We start from the raw sequence: 18,392 nt of genomic DNA, 5'->3' as shown, positions 1-18,392 counted from the left end.
CTTCCGTATGCCAGAAGGGATTTTTTGTATCATTTCCACTCACAATCTTGTTCCAACCATTCATAGCCGGGTTCAATAGGAGCTCCTTCCGGTGCCGCAAGTGCATTTGATGAAATAGTGGCCTCAGGATTATCCTCAAACTGTTTAATTTTCAGTAAGGTTAATCTGGCAAAACCTGCACCGTCAACATTATTGCTTTTTAACCAGCTTTGTATATCGTCAATGGCTCCGTAAGCATTGGCTCGTGCTTCCATGGCAGCATTTTTGTTATTAGCCAGCATCATCAGTTGATCTAAAAACAACATGGCAACCATTCGGTCTATTTGGGCATAATAACTGTTGTTTCTAAACATCTCAGGCTTTTTCCAAAGTTTCTGAACCATAATAGACGAAACCTCAGCCAGGGTAGGTAAATCACCTTTCATTATTTTCTGGCTAACCAGTCTTGCGCTACGCTCAGGATTCAGAATCAGCCTCAGGGTCATTCCGGCTGATGCTTCTGCCGGGGCAAGGGGGTCAAAACCTAAACCGGTATGGCGTTTAAAAGTTTCTCTCGGGTTGGCGTTATATCTGAATGCTCTTGGAGGAATCATTTTCAGTATATGATCAGGCACAGCCAGAAACTCAGGCGTAAGTGTTAGCATTAAAGTATTAAATGCTTCACGTTGTTTGGTTGCAGGCACCGGCTCATAAATAACCTGCCCGTCTCCGCGCAATGCAAAATTATAGTCAGCACCGCCCAGTACTTTGGCTGCCGCCTCTGTTTGATAACGATGAAACATATACATTGGTACCAAAACCTCTTCAATGTTAGCCATCGGGGTATTTGCTCTGATTTTTTTATCGGTAAACTCCCTTAAAGCAATTCTGCGTAAGTCCATCACACGCTTCAATTCCGTTACGGCATCTCCGCCGTTATCCCATAAATGTGCATAAGGGCTTACTGAGCCTTCCGGGCGGGCGTCCTGGTCGGTCAAAAATCTCAGGCCTTTTCTCAGAGTATTCTGGACAATCTTTTCTAATTCCGCCTTCTCATCTGCATTATCAGGAAAATCCTGGTATCCCCAGATAATAGAGGCTTTGTCGTACTCACCAATTCCCATAGCATAAGCGCGTGAGAGATCGAATTTTCCGTTAGAGTAACTGACCAGCGGGTGTGGATAATCCATTACAGAGGCGCGCCCGTTAATGCTTGAAATATAGTTATGTGGTAGCCCTAAAGTATGGCCTACTTCATGCGCCGCCAATTGCTTCAGCCTGTCGATTGACATCTGGGTGATTTCCTTTACTTTCGTTGTGTCTGTTTCATAGTTGCCCAGAAAACCCTGTGCAATCAGAAAATCCTGACGAACACGCAGTGAACCTAAAGTTACTTTACCTTTCAGAATCTCGCCAGTGCGGGGGTCAATTACACTGGCGCCATAAGACCAGCCCCTGGTGCTGCGATGCACCCATTGAATAATGTTGTATCTGATATCCATAGGGTCGGCATCGGCAGGAAGCAATTTTACCTGAAAAGCATTCTTGTATCCTGCGGCTTCAAATGCCTGGTTCCACCAGGCGGTTCCTTCCATGAGGGCAGAACGGATAGGCTCCGGAGCGCCAGGGTCCATGTAATACACAATAGGTTTTACAGGCTCGCTTACCATTGAGGTAGGGTCTTTTTTCTGCAAACGGTGGCGTGAAATGTATTTTTTAACAATGGGTTCGCTGATAGGTGTGGCGTAATCAAAGAACTGAATCCCCCCATATCCAATCCGTGGGTCAAATTCTCTTGGTGTAAAAGCTCTGCTTTTTTTATCTGCTTCCAAATCAGGCAGCGCCACAAAAGAGTGGTGCTGATGCATGGTTACAATAGTAGGGGTAGGCACAACCTCCCGCAGATAAGGGCCTGCGTTGTCGCCGGTTAAAGTTATGATAGCCTCAAACTCTGAATTGAGCGGAAAGTTTCTCGTATTAGGTAAATAAATAGCACTACGGGTAGCATCAAGGCGGAAAGTACCCTGTTTGGTGTTTGAAATGTCGCGGATGGCACCTACTGCATCCTGAATCAGGAACGGCGTTAAATCAACCAGTACTCTGCCATTGCTTTCCGCTCTAATTTCAAACCCGAAGTGTATTGATTTAGCAAATGATTGTTCTACTGCCTGCTTCTCCAATGGGTCTTCTGATATGGCTCTGTAGGCATAGTTGGGTTCAACCATCAGCACTTTGTTACCGGCTCTCTGAAACTTTATGACGTGCTCTTCTCCGAGTCGTCCACGGTCTAAGCCAATATCGTTAGACCCTATCCCCTGAGCCAATGATGGATAATAAAGCAGCTCTGAATTGAAATGCGCTATTTCAAGATATACTCTGCCGTCTTTGGCATTCCAGTAATAATTAAGGAAGCCCTCTTTTTTATCCATGCCTGTTGTGAAACTCTCGATTGATTTCACATCCTGAGCCATTACGTATGCACTGCAAATCAGAAAAACCAGTGTTTGGATGAAGCGTTTTTTCATGGAAAGGTGATTTTTGTTTCTGGTTATGTTTATTGAGGTTTTTGGATATTTATTGATAGAATACCGACTTCGGTCGGTATGAATAAAATTGTAACCTTTGTTTTGATTTCAGAGCACGGTGAATGAATTCACCGACTAAGCAAACAAAGGAACATTTATATATCATAACCTTTGTTTTGATAGTCGCCCAATTCATTGGGTGTGTAAATTTCCTTTATTCGCGATAACAGCCAATGAAGTGGGTCGCCACCCCGGTCGCTGGCTATCAAAACAAATGAATATTTATATTTTTTAAATCGACCGAGCGGCGGCCGCTAAAGTCGATTCATTCATTTATACGTCTTCTCCCCCGCCCTTACTTCTGCATTAATTTTGTTTTCTTTAGGCGGTATGGGGCAAATGAAGCTTTCGTTGTAGGCACAGTAAAAATTATGGGCATTGTTAAAATCTATTTCAATCTTGCTGCCCACCAGTGCATCTTTCGGGATATTGATATACCGGCCGCCACCATAAGTTTCTTTACCATTGGTTTTGTCCCTAAAGGGCAGCATAAATGTAGTTTCCTCATCAAAAACACTTAGGGTATAGGTAGTACCCTCAATTTCAAGGGTAGCTTCTCCGGCTTTTTTTATTTCGCTTTGTGTGCTGTCGGTCATCAGAATCATCCGCTCTCCGCTATCATTAGTTGCTTTAAAATCAGCCTCGAATTTATATTTCGCATCAGGCTCGAAGTATTTGAATCCGGTAAAGTTGGTAAGATTAGCCACCGGAGAATTCTTTTCTTTAAAGACATCTTTTTGATAGGCTTCTCTTTTTTCGTTGATGCGCCCGGCATAATCTTCTGAGCTACTTAAAGAGTAAAACAGGATGCCAATCACTGCAAACACGATAATTAAAAGTACTACTTTGTTTTTAAGCATAGTCTGATTATGATTGTGGATAAACGTCGGCTAATATACTTAAATAAGAACTTTTATTCGCTATTCTTAGTTGAAATATCGTAATTCGCAGACGAAAACCTTAATAATTGTTACATGTTTACAGGAATCGTAGAGTCAATGGGGCGCCTTGTTGCCATTGAGCCAGATGGCACAAATTTAACCTTTACATTTGAATCTGACATAGCAAAGGAGCTAAAAATAGACCAGAGCTTATCGCATAACGGCGTTTGCCTTACGGTAGTAGAGGTACTTACCGATATGACGGATGCTAAAGACAATAATCAAACTCATACAGCGGTAAGGTATAAAGTAACTGCCATTGATGAAACCTTGAAAAAAACTAATCTAGGCAATTTAGCGATAGGCGATAAAGTAAACCTTGAACGTTGCATGCCAGCCAATGGCCGTTTTGATGGTCATATAGTGCAAGGGCACGTAGACCAGACAGGCGTCTGCACAGCTCTGGAAGACCAGAACGGAAGCTGGCTTATATCATTTGAATATGATGCTTCAACTAATAATATAACTGTTGAAAAGGGCTCTATTTGTGTAAATGGCGTAAGTCTGACAGTGGTTAATTCAAAAGATAATGGATTTAGTGTTGCTATTATTCCATTCACCTGGGAACACACCAATTTCCATCAATTGACCGTTGGTAAGTTGGTGAACCTTGAGTTTGATATACTTGGCAAATACATGCAACGCATTCTTCAAAAAAGATAAAGCCCTAGCAGGAAACTGCTAAGGCTTTTAATATAGCTGTAAGGCCTAATTTTTTATTCGAACGATTGGAACGGGCGAAGTGTTGAGCCTGTGTAAATCTGACGCGGACGGCCAATAGGCTCTTTGTTCGCTCTCATTTCTTTCCATTGCGCAATCCAGCCGGGTAGGCGTCCTAATGCAAACATGACAGTAAACATATTGGTAGGAATACCCAAGGCACGGTAAATAATACCCGAGTAGAAATCAACGTTCGGATACAGTTTTCTTGCAATGAAGTAATCGTCATGCAGAGCTGCTTCCTCAAGACCTTTGGCAATTTCAAGTACAGGGTCATTCACACCCAATTTACCTAAAATATCATCTGCCGCTTTTTTAATGATTTTGGCACGAGGGTCAAAGTTTTTATAAACTCTGTGGCCAAAGCCCATCAGACGGAAACCAGAGTTTTTATCTTTAGCTTTATTTACAAATTTATTTACATCTCCGCCATCAGCCTTGATATCTTCCAACATCTCAATTACTTCCTGATTTGCACCACCATGAAGTGGCCCCCAAAGAGCTGATATACCGGCTGAAATAGAAGAATAAATGTTGGCTTTTGAAGAACCTACCAGGCGAACCGTTGATGTTGAGCAGTTTTGCTCGTGGTCTGCATGAAGAATCAATAATTTATTTAATGCTGCCGAAACCACAGGGTCAACCGAATACTCTTCAACCGGCAGTGAAAACATCATGTGTAAAAAATTAGAACAATAATCTAATGAGTTTTTTGGATAATTAATTGGGTGGCCGTTTGATTTCTTATAGCACCAGGTAGCCAGCGTAGGGAACTTAGCCAATAAACGAATGATGTGGGTATCGGTATGATCCGGCGATTTGTCATCATACGAATCAGGGTAAAATCCACTCATGGCACTTATCAAAGACGACATCACACCCATTGGATGCGCATTCACCGGAAATCCGTCAAAAATGCGACGCATATCTTCGTTAACCAGTGTGTGTCTGCGGATATCGTTATCAAACTTATTGTATTGCTCTTTGGTTGGTAATTCACCGTAGATAAGCAAATAAGCTACACTTAAGAAATTGGCTTTCTCAGCCAGGTCTTCTATGGCATAGCCACGGTAGCGCAGTATTCCTTCTTCGCCATCTAAGAAAGTAATGGCACTTTTAGTAGCCCCAGTATTTTTATAGCCGCTATCGATTGTTATGTAACCTGTTTCATCACGGAGCTTAGCAATATCAATTGCTTTCTCTCCTTCCGAACCTTCTATGGTAGGGTATTGGTATGACTTACCGTCAAGTATTAATTCTGCTGTACCAGCCATAAAAACATTTAGATTATTTTGTGGTTATCAATTTTATTGATGAATTATTTCGCAAATTCAGTTGCAATAATAACAAAAAAAGCGTAAAAATATCCATATACAGATAAATATTTGTTAAAGCAACTAAAATTTAACATGACCCGTAAAAACAGGGTAGCGAAACTTATAATTCTTTAACTTTATAACCCCTCTGTAACCAAAAAAGTTTGTAAAAGCATAAAAACATGCAAAAACTTAAAGGAAATTTAATACTTAATAAGCAGTTATTATAGTGCGCGAAAACACAAAGATAATGCTGAAACCCCACCTAAAAAGCATTATTCTATAAAAATGATTAAATTTTTCTTTGTACTTACGAAACAACAATAATCAGCATCTTAATGCTGTATATACCCGCTCATTTTTACAATTGAAATGCTGCACTTTAAACCAGCAACAGACGAAAGCCCGGGTTTCGCCGGGCCTTCGTCTGTCAGAATCCAATCCTTCCTTTTACTTTTTTGCGGTCTCCCTTGGCCAGATACTCCTGCATATCGGTCAGTTCTTTTTCAAAGCCACCACTTAAAATCGGAAACCGGCACCAGCTACGGGGGTCAAGGTTGTGGGTATCCAGATGAAACCCCGGCGCGTAGCGTTCGCGCTTCCATTGGTTCCGGCTCCAGAGCCTGAAAAACCGCTCTACCCATCCGGCAAGTGTATCCCTGTCGAAACGGTCAGCAAATTGTGCTTCCATAAACAAAAGGCACTCCAAAGGAGGCTTTTTATCTCTGATGGCCACCTTCTCTATTTCATTCAGCACCTCATAAGGCATCAGGTCCTTTTCATCAGTCTGCTTTTTATCAAGTGGGCGAAGTTCAGCTGTCGGCTGCAGGTTATTTACTTTATTAAGTCCCTCAATTCTGATGTGCCTGCCTTTTACGTCACATCCCACGGTTTCCAGCCATACCAGCCAGCCTCTTAACCAGAATTTTTCAATGCCTGATATAGGGTTGATACTTCCGGCAGTGTCGCCATCCATCGTACAATAGCCGACCGCTACCTCTGAACGATTAGACGTAGCCAGTAATAAATGATTATTTAAATTAGCCAGCAACCACACACCCGGAGCCCTAACCCGGGCCTGAATATTCTGTAAGGCCAGATCATCCGTTTCCCATGAAAGATTCCTGCCAATCTGCTCCTCAATCATGCCCGTATAAGCGTCAACCAAGCCATTGATATTGACATTATAAAAAGTAGCGCCAATTGAATTGGCCAGACTCTCGGCCGACGTAAAAGTATCTGTTGAACTGTTTTCGGTACCCTGATAAATACTGTGTATCAGCTCTTTGGTTACCTCTTCTACGGTTGTGCAAGGCTGTATCTTTTTAATATACGAAAGTTTCTTTTTGAAGGCATCCAGACCGATGCTTTCGTCGGCCAGGCGAATCATTAAGCCACACAATGCCACGCAGGCGCAAGAATCGGCTCCACCTGAAAGCGAAACAGTAAAACCCTGAGAATGTGACTTGCGCAGATAATCGAACAAGGCCAGCGATACCGCACGGGCAAATTCTTCTTCTTTCAGGTATCCGCCTCTTTCAAATCTCTCTAATTCGGCATGCTGATTCGCCACAGGCCTTATATCCGGAAAATCAAAAAGGGCAGCTACTTTCCAGTTACCGGTAGCTAAAGATGATTTAATCTGAGAATGATTCACCCTTGGGCCTTCTATATCAATAACTGCACTGGTTACATAAAAATCGCCATAACCAAACCGTGGCGACGACACCAGCAGGTTGCCATCTGAAGCAATCATAGCATCGCCGTCAAAAATCAATCGGCCAGACTCATTCCCAAGCAAGTTGGTATAAATATAACTACAGGCAAAAGAACGGCTTCCGTCAATAACAAACCGCTCACGGGTTATAAATTTAGCAAACGAGAACGGGCTGGCGCTTGGATTAAGTATAATATCTACGCCCCTGTCAAATAGCGTTCTGCCGGGCCTGTTTGCCACCCAGGCATCTTCACATATTTCAAAACCAATACGCACGCCGCTCAAATCAAAAACCAGGTCTCCTATGGGGTACTTAAATTCATCAATTTCAATTTCATCGCGTACACCGGCAGGCCAGCGATGAAACCAGCGGTCTTCATAAAACACACCATAATTAGGCAGGTGCTGCTTGCAAACAAAACCGAGTATCCGCTTGTTGGCTATCAGGCATGACGTATTATATATCTTGTTATTGAACCGAACCGGCAACCCCACCGACACAATGATGCCAGATGTATGCAACACTATTTCGTTCAAACTCTCTTTGGCCTGCTCAATTAGGTCTGTCGAATAAAAAGCATCGTCGCAGCCATAGCCTGTTATGCATAGTTCTGGCAGGCAAAGCAGGCTTACGTTCTGCTTGTCTGCCTCTCTTATACAATCTATAATATTTTTCCGGTTCTGCTCCCAGTCTAACGGCGTCTGGTTAAGCGTGCCTGCTGCAACTTTTACTAATTTCATTGTTATTATTTATTAACTCGCGTCTGTTCAACCGAACCAACTGATTTCTAATTACAAATATAAGAAAATCTGCCAACCCCAACCCTTTAAGCGCACGTTGCATGATTAATGGTGTGCCACGCACAGCCACTCATCCACTCATCCTTAAAAACCCGTTATTCATAAATATTTTTCCTTTTATTAATATATATTTATTGTTTATCAATAATACACCTAATATATTTACACCATCAAACCAATCAAATAACAAACATTATTATGAAAACAAGAACACAAAGTATCCTAAGCATGATTAAAATCGTTGCCCTGATAGGCTATATAGGAGCCATTATTAGTACAGCGAGAGTTATCATTCCGTTTATCGGAATCCATGTTGCCGACTTACTGAGAAGATTCAGTGACGTAAACGTTACGTTCACATTTAATACCGGAACAGGTCTTGACCACCTGAAAAACAATCATGATATATTTCCGTATCTGGCGCTTATGTCTTTAGTTATAGCCATTGCTGTTCTGAAAATACAGGTTTGGGAAAAACTGAGAAATATTTTGCAAGAAATAAACCTGCATTCACCGTTCTCAAAGAAAGTGGCGGCATTGATTGAAAACATGAGCTATACCATTCTTGGTTTAGGTATCGTGTACTTTGCAGCAGATAGCTATGCGCATCATTTGGCCAAACACATAACCGGAATAGACGGAGGCATGTTCAACTCAAACTTTCAATACCTGTTTTCGGCAGGTGTAGTTTACGTAATGGCGCAAATCTTTAAACGGGGCGTTGAACTGCAGGAAGAGAACGAATTAACTGTTTAGTACCAATCCACTTAAACTTATAAAAACCATGCCTATCATTGTAAATCTTGATGTAATGCTGGCCCGAAGAAAGATGCCTCTTTCTGAACTGGCCGAGAAAGTAGACATTACTCTGCCTAACCTTTCTATACTAAAAACAGGCAAAGCCAAGGCCGTGCGATTCTCAACCTTAGAGGCTATCTGTGAGGCACTTGCGTGCCAGCCGGGCGATATTCTGGAATATTTGCCTGAAAAAAACAAAATTTAAGTGCAACCCAACGGCAAAAAGCTGCATCTACAATACAAATGCAGGGTTTTGCCACTCATCAAAATTTAAAGCCACTTATGTAATATAAGTTACCTTGCATTACAAAGTACTATAAGTTTGTACAAGAAAATTATGAAAGAGCTAACAACATTAAATTTGACTAGGTTAATTAATGAGTAAAACTGTCTCAGGCTTTAGGGGCAGTTTTTTAGGAGGCCAGATGTAACCTGGAACATTCTTTCGCATCTAATAAAGCATTGAAAGAGTAAATTTAGAAAATTATGAAAAGCATTTAATAAAACAGTTAATAAACACCAGCATTGGTAGCAGACCCGCATCTTTAAAACAGACTTTACCTGAACTTAAAAGCTGATTTAAAGATACTCACTCAACACAAAGCTATTACTAATTACAATTAAAAAGCAATGAAAAAGCTATTACTTACACTCCTGCTTGCAGGAGCGGGTTTAATTTCTTTTGCCCAAATTAACAAAGGAAAGATATCTGGAAGCCTCTTTGATGAAAAAAAACAGGCACTTCCGTTTGCCAATGTGCTACTACTACGTGCCCAGGACTCTACACTTGTAAAAGGTGGTGTAAGCGACGCAGAAGGTAAATTTGAACTGGAACAGTTTTTAACTTCAGGCGTACAGAACCAGTTCATCGTGTCGGTTTCAATGGTTGGGTACAAGAAATACTATTCTCCGAAAATTGTTCTGAGCGCTGAAAACCCTGATGTAAAATTATCGAATATTCATCTTGAACAAGATACTCAAAGCCTGAGAGAAGTAACGGTATCAGCCAAGAAACCTTTTGTAGAACAACAAGCCGACAAGCTGGTTGTAAATGTGGAAGGTAGTATTGTTGCCAATGGTAACACAGCCTTAGAGGTTTTGCAGAAGTCGCCGGGCGTTACCGTTGACAACAACGATAACATCAGCGTGAAAGGTAAACAAGGCGTTTTGATTCTGATGGACGGTAAACCTACCTATATGTCGCAGAGTGATTTGGCTAATCAGCTAAAAAACATGAATAGCGACCAGATTGAAAAAATCGAAATTATCTCAAACCCATCATCGCGCTACGATGCAGCCGGTAAAGCGGTTATCAATATCGTTACCAAGAAAAACAAAAACTATGGCACCAACGGAAGCGTGTCGGTAGGTATGGCTATCAGTTTGCCCCCTTTTCTAAAAACCGGGCTAAACAAAGACCTTACCGCTGTAGAGCAAATGAAGCCCGGTCTGATGCCAAAATACAATACCAGCCTCAATCTAAACAACCGTCAGGGCAAGTTCAATACGTTTACGAATCTTACGTTTTCTGACAACCAGCGTTTCAACAACAATGCGTTTTCAAGAGAAATTGGCGGCCAGACGTTTGAACAATATGCGTATCGTTATCAGTTAAACCAGAATTTCAGCTATAAATTAGGTACAGATTATTACGCAACTAAAAAAACCACACTGGGTGTGCTGATAACTGGTAATGTGGGTTCGTGGGAGAGTTCAAACCCAAACCGTAACATAACATATATGAAAAAGATTGGCTCGGTTACGCCCGATTCAAGTCTGGTGACAACCTCGAGTAATCTGAGAACCTGGACAAACACCACTTTCAACGCCAACTTTAAACATACTTTCGATTCGACCGGAAAAGAATTAACTGCCGACGTAGATTATTCAGTTTATAACAACCAGGGAATGGAAAGAGGCATGGTTTCGAGATTCTATAAGTATATTGATAAAGTAGAAACCGAATACAGCACACCGCTAAACATTACCAGCAATGCGCCAAACAAATACAACATTTTTGCAGTAAAGGCTGATTATGTGAATCCGCTGCCCAAAATTAAAGGCAAACTGGAGTTCGGTGTGAAAAGCAGCTGGGTGACCTCTGACAACGACATCAGATTCTATCAGAATGGCGCAGTAGATAAAGGACGTACCAACTACTTTATCTATACCGAGAACATCAACGCGGCGTATGCCAACTTTAACAAAGAGCTGAGCAAGAAATTTAATTTACAGGCTGGTTTGCGTATGGAGCATACGCACTCAGAAGGTAAATCGGTAACCCTGAACGAATCTCGTGAACGCAATTATGTAAAACTGTTCCCGAGTTTGTTTTTGACACAGACTATTAATAAGGACAATCAACTGACGTATTCATACAGCCGACGCATTGACCGCCCGGATTATAACTCGCTGAATCCGTTCATTTATTTCCTTGACCCATATACTTATCAGCTTGGAAACGAATACCTGATGCCGCAATACACCAACTCGTTTGAATTAACACACAGCTTTAAACAAGCATTTGTAACAAGCATAGGTTACAGCGTTACCAACGATTACATGGCTGAGGTGATTAAAAATGCTGTAAGCGTACCGGCTGTTTTGGAGAAACTGAAAAAATACAATAACATACAAGGCATTGACCCTGAGAAAATCACGTTTGCAACGCAGGAAAACATTGCCAGATTTGAAAATATCAATGTTAACTTTAGCGTGCCGATTCCGATTACCAAATGGTGGAATGCACAGAACAACGTATCGGTTTACTATAACAAATTTAAAGGAGAGGTATCTGACCAGAACCTGAACGTAGGCCAATGGGCGTATAACTTCTATACAAGCCATAGCATTAAATTGCCTAAGAATTTGTCAGCCGAAATTTCGATGTGGTACAACTCACCTAATGTGTATGGTATCATGCAGGGAAAATCTCAGTATGCCGTTAATGCAGGTTTGCAAAAAAGTATCTGGAACAAAAAGGCTACTTTGAGACTGAATATCAACGATATTTTCTTAACCAGTTTCTGGTCGGGCAAAACCAACTTTGCAGGTGTTAACATGCTCTTGAACAACCGTTGGGATAGCAGAACCGTTCGTTTCTCGTTCTCATACAAATTCGGTAACCAGAACGTGAAAAACGCCCGCAACCGCAGCACCGCTACAGAAGCCGAACAAAGACGTACCGGTGGTGGAAACTAAAATTGGATAGTCCATAAATACAGAAACGTCCTAGAGCTGATGCTTTGGGGCGTTTTTTTGTAGGAGTGTAACTCTAAATGATTCAACCCTGCGTAAATAGACCAAAAAATAAGTAACCCTGAATAGATTTGGGGAAAATTAAAGTAATCAACACTTTTAACTATTTAAAATCGTCCTAATGTTAATTTATCAAAGCAAAGAAAATAATATCTATGTATTATTTGATTCCAATATTTTCTTTGTTTGTCGTACAACATTTGTCCATAGTTCCTCAGTTTCATCTTCCTGCATTTTGATAAGTGATTTCTGAGGATCATTCATTGCTTGGTATTGACTTAATTGAGGGAATTCATCAAAAAGGCACGGTTTTACTATTATTGAAATAATTGTAGCACCTTCAATATCTGCTGCTTTCAATAGTGGAGGCAATTCGTTTTCTGCTATAAATTTAGAAGCAAAAAAATCAGCACTAATAAATAGAATAGCCACCTTCGCTGCATCGATAGCTTTTTTGATTTCTACTTTCCAATTCTGTCCAACTTCAATTTTAGTATCATCCCAAAGATCCAATTTGTCTCTAAAAGGGACAAAATGCCTTTTCATTTTATTCACATAATCTTTATCTATATGACTATAGCTAATAAATATTTTGACTCTATCTGACATTGTTTGGTCAAGTTTTTTAGGATGGACAATTGCAGGGAGTATACTTAATTCTTGTTTAATATGGAATAACATTCTTTCCTTATCCTTACTTTCATCATTATCTTTTGAAAATATAGAAAACAATTTATCCAGAAATATTGCTTTAAATTCTGGAGTATAAAAATTACCTAATTGACTCTTTAAGATTTCTATTATATCTAGGACAGACCTGTTGGGTACAGACCACCTAAATGACCATTCATTATCATAAAACTCTTGTGCTGCATTTTGTATAATTTCTTCGTCTTTCATAAGTATTAAAAAGTAATTTTGCCCAAATATCAAAGAAACAATAATGAAATACAAATAATTTATTTCGCGGTTTAATTAAATAAAACAGTTGCTAATTTGCATAATTGCTATTTAAAGTAATCAATCTAAAATGGTTGCAATTAATTTCGTAATTTTAGTCTAAACCAAAAAATAAAAAGAGGACTTACATATCTTTATAACACATATACGTTTACTAAATAAAGCTATTCACCCTCTACCAACAATTCATGAAAAACCTATTCTTCGCCCTATCTATCTTACTATTAACCAACTGCCAGGCGCAGCAGCAAGACAACCCACTCATTAAAGAACTAAAAGATAAAGTCGCTGATAAAACTTATCCTAAAATTGATGCCATTTTAGTTACGCAAGGGGATAAGATTATCGTAGAAGAATATTTTAATGGTTTCACCAAAGAGACGAAGCATGATACTCGCTCGTCTTTCAAATCTATCACTAGTCTGCTGGCAGGAATCGCCATCGACAAAAAGTTGATGTCTTTGGATGATAATTTGGGGCGCTTTTTTCCGGAATTGAAACACGAAGGCAAACGCAAAATCACTGTCAGAAATTTACTGGAAATGCGGTCGGGATTAAATTGCGAAGAGTATTATGATATAGGCCCCGAATGTGAGGTAGAAATGGTTAAAACACAAGACTGGGTTGCCTTTTGTCTGGGGGTTGACTTAATCAGAGAGCCGGGACTCAACTGGTCTTACAACTCCAACGAACCTATGATTATGGGAGAGATTATAGCAAGAGCCAGCGGAATGAGTGTCATGGAATTTGCCAAACAAAACCTTTTTCTGCCGCTGGGAATCACCGATTATAAATGGACTCTCTCGCCAAAGGGTCAGGGTATGACAGCCGGTTCATTTTATATGCTGCCTGCAGATATGCTCAAGATTATTGATATGGTCAAGAATGACGGCAACTGGAAAGGCAAGCAAATTATAAGTAAAGACTGGATAAAAAAATCTACCGATTGCCACATTGTTATTGATTTTTCATTTACCCGATTCTCCAGAATGCCCAATGCCCAATATGAGAGTGCTCGTTATGGCTTCTTTTGGTACAGAGAAAACCTGAAATACAAAGACATCAATACAGAAGTGCTGTTTGCATCCGGCAATGGTGGGCAATATCTGATGTATCTTCCGGAATATAAACTAACGGCAGTGTTTACAGGTAGTAATTATGGTAACTGGAGAGGTAAACTTCCTTTCGAAATGCTTCTGAAATATATTATTCCTGCAGTTAAAAAGTAGAACGGCAGGTAAAGGGGAATTAGTCCTGAAACAAGTTCTCATACATGTTTCAGGACTAAAAATATTTATTTTGCAGGCGTAATCACGATATTTCTATACTCAATGGGGCCGTGGTCTCCCTGAAAGAAAATCGGGCCAGGCTCACCTTCATTGCTATCTAAGGCACCACCTGTTATACCCGGAATCTCGTTTTTGTAGATAATGGTCTTGCCGTTCAGGGCTACCGTAACTACTCTTCCTACTAAGGTAATGTCAAAACTTTGCCACTCACCTGCCGACTTCAACGGTAGTTCAAGTGGTGTAATGAAACCATAAATGGCTCCCAGTTGGTCTTTAGAAGGCTCTCTACCCTCGCTGTCGGTTACCTGCACTTCATATCTGCCTCTCAGATACACACCACTGTTACTTTCTTTCGGGTATCTGAACTCCACATGCAGTTTAAAGTCGTTGAAAGTACGAACACTGCGCAGGTTAGAACCTGATTTCGGACTTTTTAAAACACCATTTTCTACCACCCATTGGTTATTGGTACCTGTGGCTTCCCAGCCGTCCAGATTTTTGCCGTTAAAAAGTTTAATTGGCGTGCCCCAAACGGGTGTTCTGGTGCTGTTTAATTTAGGCGCTCTTACACCCACCCAATTCAGAACCTCACCTTTAGGAGTAGTAATGGTACCGCTCAGTTTATCATCCTTTAAAACGCCTTCTACCACATAATCTTTGTCGAGGGCGTCCCATTGCGGGGGAACCGAAAACGAAACTTTACCATCTGCAAAACTAATGCGCGATATAGGTCTGGCGCTTCCACCCTCACCTACAAAAGACCCGTTCAGGAATTTGGTACCCGAGTGGTTTACTTCTAACCATGACGGCGCAGTTCTGCTTCCGTGATTAATGGTGAGATCCCATCGGCCTTCTATACTTTTGATGGGTGCGAGTTGAGCAAATACTGTGGTGCCTGCAAGAACAATAAGGCTAAAAACGCTGATACATTTTTTTAATGTAGTTATCATTTCAGGTGTTTTTTGGTTGAATAAAATTTATGTTAATGTATTTTCTGTTGCAGCAACTGGTTTTTAACGGCAAAATAGCAATAAATTCAGAAATGGGACCAATCAGGTGCATTAAATAAATTCATAGTGCGGCTTATCAGAGCATATCCAACAAAAAAAGCTTCAGAGGTTATCTCTAAAGCGCCTTATTCTTCATTCAAAAATTCACTCAATTGCACATTATTTTAATAGGCTCACCCCCAGATTCAAACCAAAACCAGTAGTGCGGTACATAAAAAGGTTTTGTGCCGAATTCTGAGAAGACAATGAAACTGATACGGCTGGCTCAAGCCACAAAGCCCAGCGGTTATTAACTGGTCTGGAAATTCGGTAACCAAGCCGCCCCTGTACTAAAGGCGCATTCATTGACGACGTATGCATGCCAACTTTAAACCCTACTGATACTGCCTGCATTGCCTTGATGGCATACAACACATCACTTTGCAGCTCAAGATAGTGCCAGTTTCTGGTTTCATTCATGGCCGAACTACCCGGATTAATCTGAATGGAGTTGTTGTCTACCACTACTACATTCTTCTTCGTTTCGTCGGTTATATCATAGCTGATGCTCGACTTCCTTGTAAAATAGCTCACACCCGTTCTTAAGTCAAATTTCCTGGTAAGCGGATACACGAATCCGATTTGCGCACCAAAACCAAGCCGCTGAGAGCTATTACTGAAATCACTCACCAGAACGTTGTCGCCCTTGTTCGGCGAAAACATATAATAACTCAAAGTAGGGTTTACATTAATGAACATTTCACTAGGCGGCAAAAAAAACCGTGCGTGCTTTTCTTCTACTTCTATGGCCATTGCTTCGGTATATAAATCGGGCGCATTTAAGCGCTTATTAACCAAAAAAATGTTCGCTCCTTTTCCTGTAAGGGCATATACATCTTTTAAAACAGGTGTTCTTATTTCTTCTGAAACAAGGGTAACAGGTAATTCTTTATTTATCTGCTGTAAATCTGAATCCTCCTTATTGCGCTTTGCTTGTTGATGGCCAGCCATCAGGCCTGATGTGTGTTTTGCCATACCAGTTACCTTGTTACTCATTTCTTTAAGCACCCCAGCCACTGGGCTTTGCTGTTTCAGAGTCTGTTCAATCACATCCCGTTTACTTTCTTTGGAGTTTCCCGTTTTTGTAACACTACCCGGGTTGTGGTTAACCTGCTTCTCATTCAAACGGCTTCCCTGTATTTGGGTATCTGTTTTAAACATAAAATAGGTGCCAAATCCGAGGGCTATCAATAAAGAAACCGCTAAACCTATGGTGCGCACCGGTGTACGCAACCATATAATAAAAGGACGCTCTTTTTCAGGCGTAATTCTCGACTGAATTTTGTTCCATAGCAAATCATCGGGCATCTCTTCAAAATCTTCAAAGCGGCTCCGGTATTCGTTCTCTATGTTATCATCAAAATTTTCCATCTTTTATCGGCTAATCAATGGTTATTCCAGTTGTCAGTAATTTTTTTTTAAGCAGTTTCTTGGCGAAGAAGAGCTGCGATTTAGAGGTACCTTCCGAGATACCCAGCATTTGTGCTATTTCCTGGTGGCTGTATCCATCAATTACAAACAGGTTGAATACCATACGGGCGCCATCCGGCAACTCATTTACCATGCTCAGAAGCTCCTGATTGTTCATTGCTGAAATGATTGACTCATTTTGCCAGTCGGCCGGAGCCACCTCTGGTACCTCGGTTAAATCTACAAAATTGATACGCTTGTGGTAATAATCAATGCATACATTTACTACCACTCGCCTAATCCAGGCGCTTAGCTGGTCTGCACTTCGGAGTTCTTTCAGATTCAGAAATACCTTCACAAAGGCATCCTGAAAAATATCTTCTGCTTCTTCTTTATTAGGGGTATATCGTCGGCAAATGCCAAAAAAGCGTCCCTTATACTTTTGGTAAAGAGCCGCCTGAGCCTTAGAATCTCTTCTGAGGCATCCGTCTAATAATTCAGAATCAGTTTTAAAGAGCACAGATTTGGTAAAAATCGAGTCTATATTGAATACTAATTTTCGGTTACTATAATTCTAAATATTCAAAAACAGACCTCCTGCTTTTATTAAAATAGCCACTTATGCGTATTGAGGAAATTTTCTAGCGAGTGTTTCTTCAGTTCAAATCACCTTACCGGTTTGTTTTTACCTCAACCGCCGCCACCGGATTCCTCCTGTTATTGACATTTACGCGATAAAAGAAAATGTCGTCTCCCACATAATTTTTATCGGGTGTGTATAAAACTTTCTGGTTCACTACCTCTGCCCTGCCGTTTCTGGGCGGCAACTCAATGCTGATTGAATTACGATCTATTGTACTACAGGCTTTATCATTAGCCAAAACATCAATCTCTACGGGTTTATCTTTTGTAGTTTCGGCCTTATCGCTCACGGCTCCGGCAAAGCAAGGCAAACCTGAGGCATCCGGCACAAAGGTTATCTGTATTTCCTGTGTTATTTTAGTTCCTGCCTGGCTCTGTCCATCAATACTGAAATAATCAGACGTTATGCGGTTATCTGCCGGTTTGTAAAAAATAAAACCATTTTCTATAAATTTTGCCTCGCCATATTGTGGTGTTTTACTGATAATAATAGAAGTAACCCCTCTGAGCCTGTCAAAAGCTGCGGGATTTATGGTACAGGTTTCTCCCTGCAAGGCAAAGAAAGCATTATCTGGATTCTCTACCGGTGCCCCTGGCGCCAGCATATCTTCTTTGGCCAGATCACAAGCCATCATTGCTGCTGATAAAACCAATATGTATAATTTTCGAAGCATTGTTCTGGTTAAGTATTGTACTGACTGCTAAGCAAGTAAAATGGTTGTAAAGCGCAACTAAATTTTAAATGTTTTTATATAAGGCTTTCAACCAGGTATCGGTTCAAGATTTTCAGGCCCGGAGTGGTGTTTAGTATGGTAAATTTAATAATTCAATTGTAACTTTGTGCCTTTGCACAGCTGAGCTTCGCTTTATGGTTTCTGCGCAATTTGGCTACCTGAGCCTTTTAATGAAAACTAATTAATGTAAAAA

The 18,392-nt window shown here is 40.7% G+C and carries 14 protein-coding genes; 5 read left to right on the top strand and 9 right to left on the bottom strand.

The genetic code is table 11. The features are described 5' to 3' along the window. Positions 1-29: 29 nt before the first annotated feature. A complete protein-coding gene (locus tag C0V77_RS16540) occupies positions 30-2,504 on the bottom strand; it encodes a zinc-dependent metalloprotease (RefSeq protein WP_101727451.1) in 2,475 nt (824 codons plus the stop codon). Between the two features lie 329 nt (positions 2,505-2,833). Then, positions 2,834-3,424 (bottom strand): DUF1684 domain-containing protein, encoded by a 591-nt coding sequence (locus C0V77_RS16535; protein ID WP_101727450.1) that lies wholly within the window; start codon positions 3,422-3,424, stop codon positions 2,834-2,836. 114 nt (positions 3,425-3,538) lie between these two features. On the opposite strand from C0V77_RS16535, the gene C0V77_RS16530 reads away from it, so the two are divergent. Further along, complete coding sequence (locus C0V77_RS16530; RefSeq protein ID WP_101727449.1) at positions 3,539-4,168, top strand: riboflavin synthase; 630 nt, start codon at positions 3,539-3,541, stop codon at positions 4,166-4,168. 53 nt (positions 4,169-4,221) lie between these two features. Here C0V77_RS16530 and C0V77_RS16525 read toward each other — a convergent pair whose 3' ends face one another. Continuing rightward, positions 4,222-5,499 carry a citrate synthase gene (locus C0V77_RS16525; RefSeq protein ID WP_101727448.1) on the bottom strand — a complete coding sequence of 426 codons (1,278 nt, stop codon included), beginning with the start codon at positions 5,497-5,499 and terminating at the stop codon, positions 4,222-4,224. Between the two features lie 472 nt (positions 5,500-5,971). Further along, positions 5,972-7,999, bottom strand: coding sequence for an NAD(+) synthase (nadE, locus tag C0V77_RS16520; protein ID WP_101727447.1), 2,028 nt, complete (start codon positions 7,997-7,999; stop codon positions 5,972-5,974). 258 nt (positions 8,000-8,257) lie between these two features. Here nadE and C0V77_RS16515 point away from each other — a divergent pair, with 258 nt between their 5' ends. From C0V77_RS16515 to C0V77_RS16505, 3 genes are all read left to right on the top strand, one after another. Beyond that, a complete protein-coding gene (locus tag C0V77_RS16515; protein ID WP_101727446.1) occupies positions 8,258-8,815 on the top strand; it encodes a DUF2975 domain-containing protein in 558 nt (185 codons plus the stop codon). Between the two features lie 28 nt (positions 8,816-8,843). Next, a complete protein-coding gene (locus tag C0V77_RS16510) occupies positions 8,844-9,062 on the top strand; it encodes a helix-turn-helix transcriptional regulator (RefSeq protein WP_101727445.1) in 219 nt (72 codons plus the stop codon). A gap of 425 nt (positions 9,063-9,487) precedes the next feature. After that, positions 9,488-12,058 (top strand): TonB-dependent receptor domain-containing protein, encoded by a 2,571-nt coding sequence (locus C0V77_RS16505; protein WP_101727444.1) that lies wholly within the window; start codon positions 9,488-9,490, stop codon positions 12,056-12,058. A gap of 210 nt (positions 12,059-12,268) precedes the next feature. On the opposite strand, the gene C0V77_RS16500 is transcribed toward C0V77_RS16505, so the two are convergent. Continuing rightward, a complete protein-coding gene (locus C0V77_RS16500) occupies positions 12,269-13,015 on the bottom strand; it encodes a toll/interleukin-1 receptor domain-containing protein (RefSeq protein WP_101727443.1) in 747 nt (248 codons plus the stop codon). Positions 13,016-13,263: 248 nt separating this feature from the next. On the opposite strand from C0V77_RS16500, the gene C0V77_RS16495 reads away from it, so the two are divergent. Further along, positions 13,264-14,304: a serine hydrolase gene (locus C0V77_RS16495; RefSeq protein WP_101727442.1), complete on the top strand. Its 1,041-nt coding sequence runs from the start codon at positions 13,264-13,266 to the stop codon at positions 14,302-14,304. Positions 14,305-14,369: 65 nt separating this feature from the next. Here the strand turns inward: C0V77_RS16495 and C0V77_RS16490 are convergent, their stop codons facing one another. The 4 genes from C0V77_RS16490 to C0V77_RS16475 all read right to left on the bottom strand — a co-directional run bounded on the left by C0V77_RS16490 (position 14,370) and on the right by C0V77_RS16475 (position 18,139). Then, positions 14,370-15,314, bottom strand: a complete 945-nt coding sequence (locus C0V77_RS16490) for a DUF1080 domain-containing protein (RefSeq protein WP_101727441.1) — start codon at positions 15,312-15,314, stop codon at positions 14,370-14,372. A 219-nt stretch (positions 15,315-15,533) separates the two neighbouring features. Further along, positions 15,534-16,784: an outer membrane beta-barrel protein gene (locus C0V77_RS16485; RefSeq protein WP_101727440.1), complete on the bottom strand. Its 1,251-nt coding sequence runs from the start codon at positions 16,782-16,784 to the stop codon at positions 15,534-15,536. A 10-nt stretch (positions 16,785-16,794) separates the two neighbouring features. Then, complete coding sequence (locus C0V77_RS16480) at positions 16,795-17,343, bottom strand: RNA polymerase sigma factor (protein WP_158237969.1); 549 nt, start codon at positions 17,341-17,343, stop codon at positions 16,795-16,797. Positions 17,344-17,494: 151 nt separating this feature from the next. Beyond that, the gene (locus C0V77_RS16475; RefSeq protein WP_143706115.1) at positions 17,495-18,139 is read right to left on the bottom strand and encodes an Ig-like domain-containing protein; all 645 of its coding nucleotides are present in this window, start codon (positions 18,137-18,139) and stop codon (positions 17,495-17,497) included. Positions 18,140-18,392: the final 253 nt, after the last annotated feature.

The organism is Emticicia sp. TH156 (assembly GCF_002855535.1).
GTDB lineage: Bacteria > Bacteroidota > Bacteroidia > Cytophagales > Spirosomataceae > Emticicia > Emticicia fluvialis.
This window is presented reverse-complemented; position numbering and strand designations above follow the sequence as displayed.

Excerpts from the sequence above, each read along its gene's own strand:
- C0V77_RS16535 (WP_101727450.1), bottom strand. The coding sequence starts at position 3,424 with ATGCTTAAAAACAAAGTAGTACTTTTAATTATCGTGTTTGCAGTGATT.
- C0V77_RS16515 (WP_101727446.1), top strand. The coding sequence starts at position 8,258 with ATGAAAACAAGAACACAAAGTATCCTAAGCATGATTAAAATCGTTGCC.
- C0V77_RS16485 (WP_101727440.1), bottom strand. The coding sequence starts at position 16,784 with ATGGAAAATTTTGATGATAACATAGAGAACGAATACCGGAGCCGCTTT.
- C0V77_RS16505 (WP_101727444.1), top strand. The coding sequence starts at position 9,488 with ATGAAAAAGCTATTACTTACACTCCTGCTTGCAGGAGCGGGTTTAATT.
- C0V77_RS16510 (WP_101727445.1), top strand. The coding sequence starts at position 8,844 with ATGCCTATCATTGTAAATCTTGATGTAATGCTGGCCCGAAGAAAGATG.
- nadE (WP_101727447.1), bottom strand. The coding sequence starts at position 7,999 with ATGAAATTAGTAAAAGTTGCAGCAGGCACGCTTAACCAGACGCCGTTA.
- C0V77_RS16495 (WP_101727442.1), top strand. The coding sequence starts at position 13,264 with ATGAAAAACCTATTCTTCGCCCTATCTATCTTACTATTAACCAACTGC.
- C0V77_RS16540 (WP_101727451.1), bottom strand. The coding sequence starts at position 2,504 with ATGAAAAAACGCTTCATCCAAACACTGGTTTTTCTGATTTGCAGTGCA.
- C0V77_RS16490 (WP_101727441.1), bottom strand. The coding sequence starts at position 15,314 with ATGATAACTACATTAAAAAAATGTATCAGCGTTTTTAGCCTTATTGTT.
- C0V77_RS16500 (WP_101727443.1), bottom strand. The coding sequence starts at position 13,015 with ATGAAAGACGAAGAAATTATACAAAATGCAGCACAAGAGTTTTATGAT.
- C0V77_RS16475 (WP_143706115.1), bottom strand. The coding sequence starts at position 18,139 with ATGCTTCGAAAATTATACATATTGGTTTTATCAGCAGCAATGATGGCT.
- C0V77_RS16525 (WP_101727448.1), bottom strand. The coding sequence starts at position 5,499 with ATGGCTGGTACAGCAGAATTAATACTTGACGGTAAGTCATACCAATAC.
- C0V77_RS16530 (WP_101727449.1), top strand. The coding sequence starts at position 3,539 with ATGTTTACAGGAATCGTAGAGTCAATGGGGCGCCTTGTTGCCATTGAG.